The organism is Kitasatospora sp. NPDC059747, assembly GCF_042732955.1.
Taxonomy (GTDB): domain Bacteria; phylum Actinomycetota; class Actinomycetes; order Streptomycetales; family Streptomycetaceae; genus Kitasatospora.
In genome coordinates this window covers 1-16,832 of the sequence record NZ_JBHWGV010000165.1, presented here as the reverse complement: position 1 = coordinate 16,832, position 16,832 = coordinate 1, and the positions used below count along the sequence as shown (strand labels likewise).

Annotated in this window: 11 protein-coding genes; 3 read left to right on the top strand and 8 right to left on the bottom strand. The window is 75.1% G+C overall.

Annotation, left to right across the window (positions count from 1 at the left end):
• The first annotated feature begins 227 nt into the window (after positions 1-227).
• Positions 228-566, top strand: coding sequence for a hypothetical protein (locus ACFV4G_RS39840; protein ID WP_380447873.1), 339 nt, complete (start codon positions 228-230; stop codon positions 564-566).
• Between the two features lie 40 nt (positions 567-606).
• Here the strand turns inward: ACFV4G_RS39840 and ACFV4G_RS39835 are convergent, their stop codons facing one another.
• Positions 607-2,082, bottom strand: a complete 1,476-nt coding sequence (locus ACFV4G_RS39835) for an FAD-dependent monooxygenase (protein ID WP_380447871.1) — start codon at positions 2,080-2,082, stop codon at positions 607-609.
• A 67-nt stretch (positions 2,083-2,149) separates the two neighbouring features.
• Here ACFV4G_RS39835 and ACFV4G_RS39830 point away from each other — a divergent pair, with 67 nt between their 5' ends.
• Entirely contained in the window at positions 2,150-2,770 is a 621-nt protein-coding gene (locus ACFV4G_RS39830) for a TetR family transcriptional regulator (RefSeq protein ID WP_380447869.1), read from the top strand.
• A 218-nt stretch (positions 2,771-2,988) separates the two neighbouring features.
• On the opposite strand, the gene ACFV4G_RS39825 is transcribed toward ACFV4G_RS39830, so the two are convergent.
• The 5 genes from ACFV4G_RS39825 to ACFV4G_RS39805 all read right to left on the bottom strand — a co-directional run bounded on the left by ACFV4G_RS39825 (position 2,989) and on the right by ACFV4G_RS39805 (position 10,683).
• Positions 2,989-4,104 (bottom strand): S8 family serine peptidase, encoded by a 1,116-nt coding sequence (locus ACFV4G_RS39825; RefSeq protein WP_380447867.1) that lies wholly within the window; start codon positions 4,102-4,104, stop codon positions 2,989-2,991.
• A 595-nt stretch (positions 4,105-4,699) separates the two neighbouring features.
• Positions 4,700-8,074, bottom strand: coding sequence for a right-handed parallel beta-helix repeat-containing protein (locus ACFV4G_RS39820; protein ID WP_380447865.1), 3,375 nt, complete (start codon positions 8,072-8,074; stop codon positions 4,700-4,702).
• Between the two features lie 40 nt (positions 8,075-8,114).
• A complete protein-coding gene (locus tag ACFV4G_RS39815) occupies positions 8,115-9,581 on the bottom strand; it encodes a hypothetical protein (protein ID WP_380447863.1) in 1,467 nt (488 codons plus the stop codon).
• A 113-nt stretch (positions 9,582-9,694) separates the two neighbouring features.
• Positions 9,695-10,132, bottom strand: coding sequence for a hypothetical protein (locus ACFV4G_RS39810; RefSeq protein ID WP_380447861.1), 438 nt, complete (start codon positions 10,130-10,132; stop codon positions 9,695-9,697).
• Positions 10,133-10,227: 95 nt separating this feature from the next.
• A complete protein-coding gene (locus tag ACFV4G_RS39805) occupies positions 10,228-10,683 on the bottom strand; it encodes a hypothetical protein (protein WP_380447859.1) in 456 nt (151 codons plus the stop codon).
• Positions 10,684-10,919: 236 nt separating this feature from the next.
• Between ACFV4G_RS39805 and ACFV4G_RS39800 the strand changes: the two genes are divergently transcribed.
• A complete protein-coding gene (locus ACFV4G_RS39800) occupies positions 10,920-11,228 on the top strand; it encodes an immunity 53 family protein (protein ID WP_380447857.1) in 309 nt (102 codons plus the stop codon).
• 285 nt (positions 11,229-11,513) lie between these two features.
• Here ACFV4G_RS39800 and ACFV4G_RS39795 read toward each other — a convergent pair whose 3' ends face one another.
• Both ACFV4G_RS39795 and eccCb read right to left on the bottom strand, forming a co-directional pair.
• Entirely contained in the window at positions 11,514-15,272 is a 3,759-nt protein-coding gene (locus ACFV4G_RS39795) for a hypothetical protein (protein WP_380447855.1), read from the bottom strand.
• Positions 15,273-15,345: 73 nt separating this feature from the next.
• On the bottom strand, positions 15,346-16,832 hold a 1,487-nt coding region (gene eccCb / locus ACFV4G_RS39790; RefSeq protein WP_380447853.1), incomplete at its 5' end, for a type VII secretion protein EccCb.

The following is a 16,832-nucleotide window of genomic DNA, read 5'->3' as shown; positions in this document are numbered from 1 at the left end:
GCCTCCTGATCCCCCACATCCGGACCCGCCGCCGCGGCGTCGTCGTCCTGCCCCGCCGTCACAGGGCCCGGGCGGCGGCGGTCCTCGAACTGGCCGCCCTCACCGGCGACGCGATGGCCGACCGCCGGATTTGACCAGGCCGCCCCGGGATTGACCGGCCCGGCCGCGGATTTGACGGCCCGGCCCGGGATTTGACCTGCCCGGCCGCCGGATGATCGGCTCGGGCCATGACCGGCGAGCCCCTACCCGACGAAGCGGTGCACCTCCTGAACACCCTCCTCGGCGACGCCTACCCGGAGCTGTCCGCGCAGATCCCCCATCTGCGCGTCATCGGCCACTGCCGCTGCCCGTGCCCGAGCATCGACTTCGCCCTGGACCGGTCGGCGGTGCCCGCGGCGCCCGCCGTGGACAATCCGTTCGCCGAGGCCACCGTGCTCGACGAGACCGGCGAACCGGTGGGCGGCGTCATGCTGTTCGCGTCCGAGGGCTACCTGTCCTTGCTGGAGGTCTACTCCTGGTCCGACGACCCGGTCACCCGGCTCCCGTCCCCGGACCGGCTCGCCTGAGCGGACCTCGGGCGAACCGGCCCCGGGCCCGGGCCGGTGCTCAGCCGAACCAGCGGGCCAGGGCCGTGTCGAGCGGCGTCCCGTCGGTGTCGGTCCAGGCGAGGTAGCCGTCGGGGCGGATCAGGAGGGCCCCGGCCCCGTCGACGTCCTCCTCGGGCTTCGCCAGGACGTGCTCGACCCGGTCGGCCCGGTCGCCGACCGACCGCCGCCGGCCGTCGAGGGACAGCAGCAGGCCGCGGCCGGAGCGCATCAGCGAGCTCGCCCTGGCCGGACCGTCCTCGGTGGTCAGTTCCAGGTCGATCAGCCGGGGGCCGACGCCCGGGTAGTGGAGGTCCAGGCCGGACATCATGCCCGAGACGTACCGGTGGGCGTCGGGCAGCCGCAGCAGGTCGGTGACGATCTCGCGGACCGTGGCGATCTCCTCGTCCCGCCCCGGGTTCATGATCACGCCCTGTGCGCGGGTGTGGCGCAGCACCCGGGCGGCGACCGGGTACCGCTCCTCGTGGTAGCTGTCGAGCAGGCCGGCGGGCGCCCAGCCGTCGATCGTGCCGGCGAGCTTCCAGCCCAGGTTGACGGCGTCCTGGACGCCCAGGTTGACGCCCTGGCCGCCGATCGGCATGTGGATGTGCGCCGCGTCCCCGGCGAAGAGCACCCGGCCCTCGCGGTAGCGCTCGACCTGGCGCACGGCGTCGCCGAACCGGGAGGCCGCGCGCAGTTCGCCCAGCACCGTCTCCGGCCCGTACACGGCGTGCAGGGCCTCCCGGACCTCGTCGGCGGAGACCGGCGACGCGTGGTCCGGGCCGTCCCCGGAGAGCTTGCCGAACAGCATCCGGTACAGGTCCGGGCCGATCGGGTGCAGGATCGTGTGGAAGCCGTTGGCCGACCGCGCGTACTCGCTGAAGTGTCCGGGCTCGGTGCGGACCTTGTCCGAGCGCGAGACGAGCGTGAAGTCCGCGGCCACGGCGGACATCCGGCGCTCCCGGCCGGGGAAGGCGACGCCCAGCAGCCGGCGGACCGTGCTGTGCCCGCCGTCGCACGCGACGAGGTAGCGGCCCCGGATCTCGCCGCGGATCTCGCCGCTGCCGCCGTCTTCCGCTCGCCACTCGGCGGTGACCCCGTCCGCGTCCTGCGCGACCGCCGTCACCTCGCGGCCGCGGAGCACGGGCACGCCCCGCTCGGCGAGGAGTCCTTCGAGGTGCGCCTCCAGCGCGGCCTGCGGGACGCCGACCGGGTGCGGGTACCGGGTGCGCCACGGCGTGCAGTCCAGCTCGACCGGCAGGCCGGCGAAGTGCCCGCCCGAGCTCTCCCCCGCCGGCAGCTCCGCGAGCAGCGGCTCCAACAGCCCCCGCAGGTCCAGCACTTCGGCGGTGCGCGGCTGGAGACTGCCGGCCCGGGACTGGGTGCTCCGGGCGAGCAGCTTCTCCGTGACGACGACCGGGATCCCGGCCAGCGTCAGCTCGTGCGCCAGCATCAGCCCGGTCGGGCCCGCCCCCACGACGATGACTTCGGTCTGCACAGCAACCTCCGAAAGAAGAAACCAGGTGCAATTCTGCACTCAGTCTACCACAGGGTAGACTGAGTGCATGAATCAGCACATGGGCCTGCGGGAACGCAAGAAGGAACGCACCCGGGAGACGATCGCGGCGACCGCGATCCGCCTCTTCCTCGACAAGGGCTTCGACCAGGTGTCGATCACCGAGATCGCCGAGGCGGCGGACGTCTCCCGGCGCACCCTCTTCGCCTACTTCCCGACGAAGGAGGACCTCGTCCTCCAGCGCTTCGCCGACCACGAGAGCGAAGCGGCCCGCATCGTCCGCGCCCGCCCGGACGGCCAACCCCCGCTGGAGGCGCTGCGGACGGCCCGCCTCGACGCCCTGGCCCGGCGCGACCCGAACACCGGTCTCTGCGACGACCCCGAGGTCATGGCCTTCCTCCGCCTGATCGCCGGCACCGAGAGCCTGGCATCACGGCTGATCCGCTACTCCGAACGCGGCGCCGAAGCCCTGTGCGCGGCCCTGCAGGAGGCCGACGTCGACCCAGTCACCGCCCGCCTCGTGGCCGCCCAGGTGATCGTGGTGCAGCGCGAGCTCGCGATCATGCACCAGGAACACCTGGCCGCCGGCACCTCCGCCGACGACCACTACCCGGCAGCCGTCCACGCCACCGAGCGCGCCTTCGACCTGCTGAGCAACGGACTGGGCTAGGGCGGGCCTTTCGGCTCGGGGTCGTTCAGCAGCGCCTCGACGAGGCCCGGTGGGTCCGGCGACCTTGGTGCCCCAGAGGTCGTAGTCGGTGCACAGGAGCCACGACCGGTCCGCGGCCCAGACGTTGGACGGACTGAAGTCGGCCTCGGGGTTGTCGTACAGGGCCACGGCATCCCCGAGACCGACGGGATCCCCCGTCCGCCGGGCTCGGGGTGGTGCTACGACGCGTCGTCGGCCTTTGCCGGTTGCCAGCGGCGGGCGCGGCCTCGGGGGGCTATGGCTCCGGCGACGGCTACCAGGCCGATCGTGCCCAGTGCGGTCAGGGCCACCGCTGTGGCCTGGGCGGGGGCTTCGGATGTGGGGCGGCCGGGTGGCATCGCCAGGGCGGCCGTGGTCGGGGTGGTGGGGTGCGGGCTCGGGGACGTCTCGTGGTCGAGCGTGCTCGTCACGGCCGCGACCAAGTCCACCGTTCCGTAACCGAGTTGCGGATCGGGCACCGGGCCGCCCGGGCGGTACGCGGTGGCTTCGAGACGGGCCGTCAGCTGGTCGGCGGTGAGGGTCGGGCGGTAGCCGAGGACCAGGGCCGCCGTGCCGGCGACGAAGGCCGTCGCGAAGCTCGGGCCCGCGCCCGTGTAGTAGCCGCCCGCCGCCGGGCCGGGGCCGGTCACGGCGTCGCCCGGGGCGGCCAGGTCCACCCGGCCGCCGACCGCCGCGTTCTCCGGCAGCGCCCCGGCCGGGCCGAGGTCGCGGACGGCCAGCACCTCGGGGTAGGCGGAGGGGTAGACGGGGGTCGGTTTGGCCTGCGCGGTGGGTGCGGTGTCGGGCCCGGCCGGGGCGACGATCAGCGCGCCCTTGGCCCGGGCCCGGCGCACGGCCCCGGCCAGTGCGTCGTTGCCCTCGGGGACGGTGACGCCGACGGCGATGATGCGCGCGCCCCGGTCGGCCGCCGCCGTGATGCCCTGGGCGAGCCGGTCCGCGGTGGTCGTGCCGGTGTCGTCGGTGACGCCCACCGCCAGGACCCGCGCGTGCGGCGCCAGGCCGGAGAAGCCGGTGCCGTCGCGGCGGTCGGCGGCGATCAGCCCGGCCAGGAAGCTGCCGTGGCCGACGCAGTCGTGCGCCGGGTCGGCGGCGCCGTCGAGCCTGGGCGCGAAGTCGGTACGGCCGGCGAGCAGCCCGGAGCCGTCGCCCAGCCCCGAGCCGAGCACCGCGACCGTCACTCCGTCGCCACGGCTCAGCTGCCACACCCGGTCGGGCCGCAGGAACGTCTGCGGCCAGGGCGTGAGTTGGGTGCCCTTCGCCGACGCGGGCAGGCAGCCCGCGGGCTTCCCGGACACGTCCCGCCGCACCTGGCTGACGCCCGGCAAGGCGTCCCCGGGCGAGGAGGACGGCGAGGGCGCGGTCGCGGGCGCAGGTGTGTCGGCCCATGCGGCTCCCGCCGGAAGCAGCAGCGCAGCGACCAGGACCGTCGCCGACGCCCGCGCTGCGAAGAGCCGTCGGCCGCCGGTGGTCGAGGCGGCGGACGGTACGGACGCCGACAACGCCCGCCGTGCCCGAGGCCGGCCTGCCGACGGCTCGCGCCCGCCCGCCTGCCCCGGTTCCTCGTCGGGCGAAGGCCGTCGGCCGGCGGTGGTCGGGGAGGGGGTCGGCAGCGCGGGCTCATCCCCACACGCGTCCCCCACGGACGCCGACGCCCCGGCTGCCAGTCCCCTCCCCTCCTCGCTCCGCCGGCCGACGGCTGTCATAGGGGCGGCCGGGACCACGGCCGCCGCGACCACCTCGTCCACCGGGACCACGTCGTCCGCCCGGCGCCTCACGAGAAGCCGCCGATCCGGCCTGCCGCAGCCCCGCGCGGCAGCGGTCGGCGGGCCCGTGGGGCCCGGTCGGCCGAACGGACCGCCGCCGCTCCTGCCACCGCCCCCGTCACCCGGCTCACGCGAAGCTGCCGATGCGCTCGGCCGGGATGTCCTGGGGCAGCAGGAGGCTGAGTTCGTCCAGGTCCCCGATGTCCAGGCGGGACAGGCGGCCCGCCTGGCGCGTGATCATCGCCTCCAGCACCTGCCGCGCGAAGCGGCCGTTGCCGAAGGAGTTGTCGCGCGGGACGGCGCGGAAGAGGGTGCTCAGGGCCGTCAGGGTGTCCGGGGTGCAGGTGTAGCCGGCGGCCTCGGCCTGGAGGCGGACGATGGTGATGAGTTCGTCGTCCGAGTAGTGGTCGAAGGTGATCTCGCGGGAGAAGCGCGACGCCAGACCGGGGTTGGAGGCGAGGAAGCCGCGCATTTCCTCCTGGTAGCCGGCGACGATGACGACGACCTCGTCGCGGTGGTCCTCCATGAGCTTCATCAGGGTGTCCACGGCCTCCTGGCCGAAGTCGCCGCCCCCGCCGTGCCGGGGCGTCAGCGTGTACGCCTCGTCGATGAAGAGCACGCCGCCGCGGGCGCGTTCGAAGGCGTCACGGGTCAGCTGGGCGGTGTGGCCGATGTACCGGCCGACGAGGTCGGCGCGGGCGGTCTCGATGAGCTGGCCGCCGGGCAGCACGTCCAGTTCGGCGAGGAGTTCGCCGTAGAGGCGGGCGACGGTGGTCTTGCCGGTGCCGGGCGGGCCGGAGAAGACGAGGTGGTGGCTGATGGTGGCCGCCGGGAGGCCGGCCTCGATGCGGCGGCGGGTCTGGCGGGTGAGGTTGACGAGGTCCTCGACCTGTTCCTTGGCCGCCGCGAGGCCGACCATCGCGCGCAGCCGGTCCAGCAGGCCGGGCGCCGTGGGTTCCTCCTCCCCCGCCGCGGCCCGGGCGACCGCCGCCGCGGCCTCCTCGCCGACGTCGGCCGGGAGGAGCAGGGTGAGGTCGGCGTTGTCGAACTGCTCGAGTTCGGCGAGCCGCCCGGCCTGCCGGTCGACCATCTCCTCGAACACCTTGCGCGCCGCCCGTCCGTTGCCGAAGTCCGGGCCCTTGGGCATCCGTTCGAAGTGGACGGCGAGGGCCTCGCGCGTGCCCGGGGCGAGTTCGTAGCCGTGGCTCGCGGCCGCCCGCTCGACGATGGTGGTGAGCTCGTCGTCGTTGTAGTTCTCGAACTCGACGGTGCGGCTGAAGCGGGAGGCGAGGCCCGGGTTGGAGGCCAGGAACTCGCGGATCTCGTCCTCGTACCCGGCGACGATCACCACGAGGTCGTCGCGGTGGTCCTCCATGAGCTTCACGAGCGTGTCGATCGCCTCCCGGCCGAAGTCGGGGCCGCTGCCGCCCGATCCCGCGGAGAGCGTGTAGGCCTCGTCGATGAACAGCACGCCGCCGAGCGCCTCCTTGACCACCTCGGTGGTCTTGAGCGCGGTGCCGCCGATGATGGAGGCGACCAGGTCGGCGCGCGCCACCTCGGTCAGGTGCCCGCTGCGCAGCACGCCGAGTTCGGCCAGGATCGCGCCGTAGAGGCGGGCGACGGTGGTCTTGCCGGTGCCGGGCGGGCCGGCGAAGACGAGGTGGCGGCTCATCGGGAGGGCGGGCAGGCCGGCCTGTTCGCGGCGGCGGGCGAGCTTGTTGAGGTTGACGAGCGTGGCGACCTGGTCCTTGACGCCCTCCAGGCCGACGAGGGTCTGCAGGACGGCCTGCGGGCCCTGCTCCTTCACGGGGGCGGCCGCCTCGCCGGCCGGGCCGTCCGCAGCGGCCTCCACGGCGGCCGGGGTCGTCGCGGCGGCCGCGGCGGCCGTGCCGTGGGCGTCCGCGGAGCGGTTGTCGCGGCTGTCCAGGTGCTCGACGGCGAGCCGTTCGGTCGGCTCGGTCTGCCGCAGGCCCGCGCCCTCGTTCTCGGCGACCACGCAGTCGCTCAGCCGGACGGGCTCCGCGGACTCCGAACGGACGCCGTCCACGGTGTTGTTGGTCATCCGGCAGCCCGTCAGGGTCGCCCTGGCGCCGGGCAGGAGGTGCAGGCCGTGCCGCCGGTTGGCCCGCAGGCCGGCCCGGGTGGCGGTGAGTTCGCCGTCGTGCTCGACGCTCACGCCGTCGTACGCGTTGTCCTCGGCGTCGACGTCGCGCAGCGTCGCGACGCCCTCGGCGCCGACCGAGATCCCGCAGCCCTTGCTGCCGCGCACGGTGCTGCCGCCGACGTAGGTGTTCGCGCCGTCCTCGATCCGCACCCCGTCGCGTCCCGAGTCGACGACGGTGGCGTCCTCGATCCGGCCGCGCCCGTCGCGCAGCACCTCGACGCCGTGCCCGGCCGCGGCCGTGACGGCGAGGCGGCGCAGCAGCGGGTTGGCGCCGTCGCGGACGACGACCCCGGCGCCGGCCGCGTCCCGCACCTCCAGGCGGTCGAACTCGGCCGCGCTCTCGCCGGTCAGCTCGACGCCGTCCGTCTCGCCGTCGCGCACCACCGTCCGGACCAGGCTCGGCCCGGCGGACTCCCCGACGTGGATGCCGGCCTGGACGGCGGACGTCACCTCGCAGTCCTCGAAGGTGCCCCTGGCGCGTCCGGAGACGTGCAGGCCGTTGCCCTGCGTGCGGACCGCGCGGCAGCGCCGCAGCAGCGGGTCGGTGCCGTTGGTGAGCACGTAGCCGTGGGCGCGCACGGCGCTGACGGTGCAGTCCTCCAGCTCCACGCGGGCGGTGGAGCCGATGAAGACGCCGAGCGCGCTGTCACGGATCTGCGTGCGCACCACGCGGGTGGTGCTCTGCTCCTCGAGTGCGATGGCGGGCTTGTCGGTTGCGGAGATCTCGCAGTCCTCGATCACGCCGCGGGACTCGCCGTTGGCGCACACGCCGTTGCCCCGGGCGTCGCGCAGCACGCAGCGGCGCACGGTGGGGTTGGCGCGCTCGCCGATCACCAGGGCGGAGGTGCCGAGGTGTTCGATCACGCTGTCCTCGATGACGCTCGCACCGGTCGAGGTCTCCACCAGGCCGGCGCCCGCCGGGTTCACCACGCGGCAGCCGCGCATCGCCAACTCGCCCTGCTGGCGGGTCAGTACGGCCGTCCACGCGCTGCCGGCCACTTCGCAGTCCTGGAGGGCGAGCTGGCCGCGCGGCACGTCCACGGCGGGCAGTTCCTCGTCCCGGCCCTGGAGCACCAGGCCGGTCAACTGCACCGCCTCGGCCAGCACTTGGAGCACCGAGCCGCGGCGCGGACTGATCCGCACGCTGCCCCGGACGTCCTCGGCCGTGATCGTCACCATCTTGGTGACCACCAGGTTCTCCTCGTACCGGCCGGGGCGCACCGAGATCACCGCGCCGCTGCGGGCCGCCTGGAGGGCCTCGCCGATCGTGCGGTAGAAGCCCGGCTGCGAGCCGGACTCCCGCTGCTCCGCACAGACCGTCAGCACCGCGCGTGACATGCGTGGGGGTTCCCTTCGTTGGGGGTGGAGCGTGGGGCGGTCAGGAGGTGCAGGTCGCGCGGATCGCGCTCGCCGCGTGGTGGGCGTGGGACACGCCGCTGCCCCAGTCCACGCCGCGGGTGTGGAGGGTGACGGACAGCGAGCCGCTGTAGGCGAAGCTGCCTACGTTCACCCAACTTCCCTGACTGGCCGTCTGGTTGACGTTGAAGGAGCCGCCCGATCCGCCGCTCTGCACCGTGTAGTACGTCGGGTGGCCGCCGACCTTCGTCACGTCTCCGCTCGCGGGGACGTAGACGGACAGGGCGCAGGTGCTGGCGTTGCCCAGGTTGAACGTCCACACCACCGAGGCGGAGGGGTCGTCCTTCGAGGCGTCGCCGTACATCGGGACCGAGGTGTAGCTGCCGTTGCAGCCATCGCCGCTCCAGCCGCCGGAGTTGCCGATCCAGCCCTCGATGCCCTTGCTGAACCGGCCGTTCTCCCGGTAGGAGCCCTTGCCGCTGCACCCCGGGCCGAGGACCGTCACCACGGGCGGCGGGTCGGCGGGCTTCGCGGGCGGGACGGGCTGCTGCGGGGCCGGCTGCTGGGGCGCGGGCTGTTGCGGGGCGGGCTGCTGCTGGCCCGGGACGGCGGGCTTGGCGGCCCCCGGCGCGGGCTGCTGCGGGGCGTTGCCGCCGGCGCCGCCGGACCCGCCGGACCCGCCGGAGCCGCCGCCCGATGAACCACCCGTCGTGGCCGCCGGGTTGCCGCCGCCCTGGTTCACCGTGCCGGGCTGCCGGGCCGCAGGCGCGCCACCGGCCCCGGGCGCGCCCGCCGCAGGGGCACCGGCCGACTGGCCCGGGACGAGCGGCTGACCGGCGTCCGTGCTCGGCGCGCCCGCGGCGGGGTCGCCGACGGGCACCGCGGCACCCGGTGCGGTGCCGCCGGGTGCGCCCTGGTCTCCGGGGGGCGCGCCGTTGCCGCCGCCGTTGCCACCGTTGTTGCCGTCGGTGCCCGGCACGTACCCGTTGCCGCCGTCGCCGCCGCCCTGCCCGTACCCGGGCGGGTTGTCCGCCTGCGCGGGACCGTGCTTCGGATCGCCCCCGCCCAGCTGCGTGACCACGACGGACGCACCCACCAGCACCAGGCCCACCGCGACGGCGGCCGCGACCATCGGACGCGAAACCCGGCCCGGACGCGGGCCGTCGGCGGCGGTCGTGGCGCCCTCGCGGTCCGCCACGGCCGCCTCCGCGAGCGCCTCCGGCGTGGCGGCGGCCGTCCCGGCCTCGATCAGGGGGGCGGACTCCGGCAGTGCCGGCGGCGGGGCGGGCTCGGTCCCGGCCGGCACCTCCGGCGCCGACCCGACCGCGCCGCCCGAACCCGGCTCGGAGAGAGCCGGACCGATCTCGGCCGTCTCGTCCTCACCCTCCGCCTCGGCCGCCACGGCCCAGTTGACCACGGGGAGGTGGAACCCGGGCGAACCCTGGCCCCCATCGCCGCGCTTCTCCTCGCCCACGCTCATCCCCTGCACTCGACGCCACTCCTACAAGCACCGACGGACGGCGCCCCCACTCGCGTTCAGTCCGCTACCGCCCCACCGTCCGCCAAGCACCGACGGACGGCGTCCCGCTCGCGTCCGGCCCGCTACGACCCGACCGACCACACCGCGGCCCGACCCGGCTCCGGCGGCGCCAGGACGAACGCCGCCGCCCGCTCCAGCACCTCGCGGCCCGGCCGGACGCACGGCCCGTCCCCCTGTGCCCGGACGTGCGCGAGCAGGCCCGGCTCGGGTGCCACGCCGTGCGTCTCCAGGTAGTAGGTCACCGTGTCGGTCCAGATCCACTGCCCGTCCGTCCGGAAGCCGAGCGGCACCACGCCGCGCCGCTCCGGGTCGACCACGTCGTCCATGAGCGTCGGCGTGAGCAGCACGGCCGCCCCGTCCCGCAGGTAGCGCACCACGGCCCGTCGCTCCGGGCCCTCCGCCAGCCGGGGACGGCCGGGCGCGAACCCCGGGCCCGTCACCGGATCCACGGCGTCGAAGACCGCCGCGAGCCTGAACCCGTCCCGCTTCGCCTCGTTCACCTTCGGCACTCCTCCCGCACGTCCGGCGCGTTCCGCACCGGGGCCCACGTCTCTCCGACGGCCGGGCGACGGCGGAGGGTTCAACCGGGACCCGACTACGAGACCGAGCCCCACCCGGTCCAGTTGCCGTTGGTGTCACGGGCACGCGCCCAGATGTGGCCGTCGGAACCGACCGCCCCGATCTCGAAGTTGCCGAACCCCATGTCCGAAGCCAGAACGCTGACCGGACCCGCCAGCGCACCGCCCATGGAGAGCCAGCTGCTCTTGTGGCCGGCCTTGTCGGTGGTCCAACGCGTCCACACCGCGTGGTCGGTGCCGATGACGAACACCTCCTGACGGCCGTCGCGGAAGTAGTACGTCGCCGTGCCGTCCCCGTACGCGCCGCCGCAGAGGAACTTGCCTTCCCACACCTTGCTGCTGCACGTGCCCACACCATTGGCACCCGAACCCGTGCCACTGCCGCCCGTGCCCGCCGCACTCGCGGGCGCCGCGCCGACGGCGAGGGCGGCGAGCGCGGCCACGGAAGCCGCAACGGCCTTGATCTTCTTCATGATTGCTCCATTGCTCCAGGGAAGGGACACCGGGACCAGCCGGGGCCGGGCGAACACGTCGGCCCCTCACAAGTGCTGACGGAGACCCCGCCGGAACGGGTTCAACCCGCCCGGTGCGCAATCCGGTTCGACACCGCGCGCCCCGATCACGCGACCAGACGCGGCCAGGCCTCCGCGAGCGCGGCGTGCCCGGCCGGCGTCGGGTGCCCAGGCCGGAGCACATAGCATGCCCTGCCATGAGCGATTCGGAGCATGTCCTCGACTGGCTGCAGGCCTGGTACGCCGATCAGTGCAACGAGGACTGGGAACACGAGTGGGGCGTGACGATCGCCACGCTCGACAACCCTGGTTGGACCGTCACCATCGACCTGGCGGAGACGGACCTGGAGGACTGCGAGTGCCCCCGGCAGGACGTCAACCGCAGTACGCAGGACTGGGTGTGGGTATGGACCGCTGAGAAGCAGTTCCACGCCAGGTGCGGGCCCGCCAACCTCACCGAGGCCCTCACACTGTTCCGTTCGTGGGCGACCGCCAACACTCCCTGAGCCGTGGAACTCTTCACGAAGTGACCGGATCAGGAAGCCGTCACGGGCGCTGTCCGGTGGCGTAGCCCCTGACCGTGGGCAAGGATCACTCTGGTCTTCCTGCCGAGAGAGGTCCCGTGGCCACCGGCGCTGTCATGGGGCCGACGGATCCTGTGGCGCTTGCCGACGGCGAGGGCAACAGCGCTCCGGGCAGTGCTGGACGCGCGGTCGGAATCAGCACACCGAGGCGGTCCACCGCCGGCAGTGGCACGGGCTCCGGCCCGCCGGACCCATGCAGTTCCAGGGTCAGCCGGCCGCCCCCAAGTCCAGGCGGTAGTGCGCCGGGTGGGGCGGGCGGACGCGGTCGGCCGGGGCGATGGCGTCCCGGCGGGCGAGCCACGTGCGGAGACGGTCGGGGGCGGGACGGATGCTCCCCACCTCGTGGAGCAGCACACGGGCGGGGATCCCGGCAGCCGGGTCCGCGGCGTCGACGGCCACCACCTCGAAGCCCGTCCCTGGTGCGAACACCACCGCCGCCGGCTCGCCCGGCTCGCCGAACGCCGAACAGCGCCGCCCGCCGACGGACCACACCGCGAACTCCACCTCCACGTCCTCCCCGAGATCGGCCCCCACCGCGGCCAGCCCGCTCACCGGAGCCCGCTCGGTGAAGACCGCACCGGGCGTGAAGCGCGCCAGGTCGCATCCGCTGGCGGGGGCCGCGAGCAGCACGCCGCCGTAGTGGCTCGGGAGCCGGCGCAACCCGGCAGCAAGGCACCGCAGGTACGACCCCAGCGGGCCGGGCGCACCCGTCCGGGCCGCCGCGACCAGGGCCTCACGGGCGACGGGGACGGCGGACTCGGCATGGTGCACCAGGACCGCGACGAGCTCCGGCCCGGGGTCGCCCCCGGCGGCCTGCGGGCGCAGACCCGGCAGCCTCGTCGACGCGTCCTCGGCCCGGCGCGCGAGGCGCGGGTACGCGGACCCGAGGAGGGCGACGAGGGCGGTGCGGTCCGCGGCCGGGGTGGGGGCTTCGGCGGGCTGGGGAGACGGTTCGTCCGCCCGGTCCGACGACGGCTCACCCGGCATCGGCCCGGCGGCAACCCCGCCGGCGCGCTGCGCGATCGCGCTGCCGCCCGTGTCCGGTACGGCGGCTCCCGGGATCGAACTCGGCCGATCGCCCGACGGATCGGACGGCAACCCGCCGAGCGTCGCCCCGCGGGCCGGCCCTTCCGGACCCTCGGCGGGCGCATCGCCGTCCGGCTCCGCCGCCGTGCCCGGCCACGAACTCTCCGGCCCACCAGCCGGCGGCGCGCTGACGGACCCGTCAGTGCCTCCGGAGACCCCGCCGACGCCCGGCACCACCGTCGCGCTCGGATCAGAACCCGATTCGGCGCCCGGCAACGCACCCTCCGGCCCAGCCAACGGCCGCCCGCCAGGCGCCGACTCGTCCATGCCCACGGAGGCCGCATCGCCGACCGGTGCCGCCGCCGGACCGCCGGGGCCCGATCCCGCCGGCTTGGCGGGCGCCTGCACGGGCACTCCGGCTTCCGGGAGCGCGGGGGCTCCGCTGGTGGCGGACGGCGACGCGCCATCCCTCAGGCCACCAACGGCCGAAACCGGAGTCGGCGCAGGTACGGGTTCGGGAGGCTCCTCGCTCCCCGGGGCCTCGACCACCGGTGGTGCCGGGGGCGCCTCGGCAGCACCCCGATCCGGCGCCGTCAGCGGGGCAGGTACCCAGAAGTCGGTCCCATCGACTTCTGCCGCCTCCATGGCCGCCGACACGACCGGCTCCCCATCACATTCCGACAGCCGAGCCGCTGCATCCGGGCCTCGGGTGACCGCAAGGGCCGACGCCTTCGGCGGGGCAGGTACCGAGAAGTCGGTCCCATCGACTTCTGCCACCACCATGGCCAGCGGCATGACCGGCCGCCTGTCACTTTCCGACAGTCGAGCCGCTGCATCCGGGCCTGGGGTGACCGCAAGGGCCGACTCCGTCAGCGGGGCAGGTACCGAGAAGTCGGTCCCGCCGACTTCTGCCGCCACCATGGCCGCCGACACGACCGGCTCCTCGTCACATTCCGACGGCGGCGCCGCTGTGTCCGGGCCGACCGATGCCGTCGACGCGGGAGACGTGGATTCCCCTGCCCCGACCCCATCGAGCAGCCCTGGCGCGCCAGGCGCCCTGGCCGCGTCGCCGCTCCAGAACGCCGACGGATCCTCGGCGGGTGCGGAAGGCCCGTCCGGCGCCGGATTCGCGTACACCGTCGATGCCGACGCCACCGGCGGCGCGGCAGCGGCCGGCGGAAGGCCGGACTCGGGCGCACCCACGCCCGAAGACCCAGGCGCCGCACCTCCATCCCGCGACACGGTGGCATCCGACACCGGCACGTGGGCTGTGGAAGGCCCAGGAGCCTGAGCAGGGGCCACGCCGGCAACCGACGGATGGCCGGGTACCACACCGCCATCCCACGACACGGTGGAATCCGACACCGGCACGCGGGCTGCGGAAGGTCCAGGAGCCTCAGCAGGGGCCACCGGCGCCACACCGGCAACCGACGGTGCGCCGGGCACCGCGCCGCCATCCCGCGACACGGTGGAATCCGGCTCCAGCACCGGCGCCGCCACGGGCGCGAGCCCAAGCGCGACCGGCGGCGCGCCGGCAGCGGAAGACCCCAGCGCCGCGCTGGACGTCGGCTCCGGCGCCGCACCGCCGACGGCCAAAGGCCTGGCCGCCGCTGTCCCAACGGACACGGGAGCCGACACCCCCGCCTCTCCCCGCCCCCGCAGCGGCTCCGGCGCCGGGACGGATGCCCCCGGCTCCGGGGCGGGCCACAGGGGCTCCGGCCCCAGCCAGTCCATGTCGTGGAGCCGGGCGCAGAAGCGGCCCACCGTCTGCGACTCCGCGTCCATCGTGCCCGCCACCACCAGGCCGAGCCGGGGCGCGGACGGGAGGGTGGCGAGGGCGTCGCCGAGGCGGGCCCAGGTGTCCTCGGTGACCGGGCGGCCCGGGGTGCCGACGACGAGGACGGGGCGGGCCGGGTCGGGGCGGCGCATGCGGGGGCCGCGGTTGGTGGTGCCGGTGGGACGGAGCCACAGGCCGGCCGCGACGGCCTCCAGTTCCCAGCCGGGGAAGGCGGGGTAGCGGGCGGGTCCGGGGGCGGTGGGGGCGTCGGGGCGGCTGCGCCAGCCGACGGCGGTGACCTTGCGTTCGACCGGGCAGGCGGCCAGTTCGGTCAGGTACGGCTCCCAGCCGGCCGTCCCGTCGGGCGCCACGTGGACGTGGTGGTGCCCGGCGCCGTCGCGGACGGGCAGGCCGATCGCGGCCCGCACCTCGTACCGGAGCGAGGCGGCCACGACCGCGGCCAGCTCGACGAGTTCGATCGGCTCGGCCCACGGAGCGCTGAGCAGCAGCACGGAGTCCGGGCTCGCGGACGTCATCACATCGGCGGCCGAATGGACGAGTTGGACGCCCGAAGGCAGCCTCCCCGACGGCTCGCCGATCACCAGCACGACGGCGCCGTCCCGCCCCGAGGCGTGGTCGAGGATCGCGGGCCGCCCCGCGGGTGTCCCGGACCTCGCCCAGAACGCGCCCCCGGCCAGCGGCGTGAGCGTCGCCGCCGCGGGCCACCGCTCGCCCAGGGGCTCCGCCTGGCCGCCGCCCGGCCGGCAGCGCCACCAGGAGCCGGCCACGGCCCGCAGGGTGCCGTCGGGCTCGACGGACACCACCGCGTCCGGCGCGACGACCGTCAACCCGGCGCGCCCGGCGAGGAGTTCGGCCGGCCGGCGACCGTCCGGCCCCGGCGCGGCGAGGCCGGAGGCCGCGAGGACGAGCGTGTCCGCGCCCAACCCGTAGGCCGCACGCGTCAGTTCGGGCAGCGACGCGCGCAGCACGGGCGCCGCGTCCTCGGCCGCCGCGAGGACCAGCAGGCTGTGCGCCTCGGCCCGCACCGGCGCCAGGGCCGCCGCCAACCCCGCCGCCTCCGCACCCGGCGGCGCGATCACGAAGTGCGGCCCCAGTCCACGCAGCGTCGACCGTTCGACGCCCTCCGTCGTCACCCGGCTCATCGATCGACCCCCATCAACCCGCCCACGTCGGACAGCCGACCGCTGTCCGCCCCCGCCGACCCTCCGCCGACCACTACGCGCCCAGCTCCCCACCCGAACCGCCCGAACCGCCCGAGCCGCCCGGCCCCGCCAGGCGGCCGGTCTGCACCTGCACCGTCCGTCGCCGCGTGATGTACAGCCCGCGCCCCGCCGGGAACTCCCTCGGCTTGAGGTTGCCGAACAGGTAGCCCTCGGACGGCGGGCAGGAGAGCAGCAGCGTGGGCGAGTTGACCTCCTGGAGCTTGCGGACCAGCGGGTCGCCCATGGCCCGCGCGATGCCGTTGGCGCCGCGGGCGACGACGAGGTGGAGGCCGATCTCCGCGCCCTGGGCGAGGTCGTCGAGGAGGGCGGCGAACGGGTGGGCCCCGGTGCCGGCGCCGACGAGGTCGTAGTCGTCGACGAGGATGAACAGTTCGGGCCCCTCCCACCAGTCCCGCAGCTTGAGGCGGGCGGGGGTGATGTCGGCGGGCGGGATGCGGTTCTTCATGGCGCGCGACGCCCCGTCGACGATCTGGCGGAGCTTGTCGACGGCGACCGCGTAGCCGAGGCGGTACTCCTCGGGGACGGCGTCGTAGAGGCCGCGCCGGAAGTCGACGAGCATGATGCGGGCCTCGGCGGGCGTGTAGGCGCTGGTGATGCCGCGGATCACGAGTTCGAGCAGGTTGGTCTTGCCGGATTCGCTGTCGCCGACGACGAGCAGGTGCGGGTTCTCCTCGAAGTCGTGCCACAGCGGGGCGACTTCGGTGTCCTCCAGGCCGATGGCGACGCGCAGCCGCCCTTCCGGCGCGGGCAGCCGGCCGGCGTCGAGGCTGAGCGGCAGCATCCGGACCTCGGGGGCGCGGGGCCCGGTCCAGTGGGCGGCGACGGCGTCGACGAGGTCCGCGACGCCCTCGCCGAGGTCGTCGGCACTGCCGGAGCCGTCGATGCGGGGCAGGGCGGTGAGGAAGTGGAGCTGGTCGTCGGTGAGGCCGCGGCCGGGGAGCTTGGGCACCTTGGCGGCGGCGCGCATGTTGATGACGGAGTCGACGGAGTCGCCGAGGCGCAGTTCGAAGCGGGTCTGCAGCTGGTCGCGCAGGCCGCCGGTGATCTCGCCCCAGCGGGTGGTGGCGATGACCAGGTGGACGCCGTAGTTGATGCCGCGCTGGGAGATGAGGGTGAGCGGCTGGACGAGGTCGTTGAACTCCTGGCGCAGGGTGTTCCAGCCGTCGATGACGAGGAAGACGTCGCCGTGCGGGTCGTCCGGGAGTCCGCCGGCCGCCTTGCGGCGGCGGAAAGCGGCGACGGAGTCGATGCCGAGTTCGGCGAAGTACTTCTCGCGCCGGGTGATGATGCCGTTGACCTCGGCGATGGTGCGCAGCACCCGTTCGCCGTCGTGGCGTCCGGTGACGCCGCCGACGTGCGGCAGGCCGCGCAGGGCGGAGAGGGTGCCGCCGCCGAAGTCGAGGCAGTAGAACTGGACCTCGCGCGGGGTGTGGGTGAGGGCGAGGCCGGTGACGAGGGTGCGCAGGAGGTTGCTCTTGC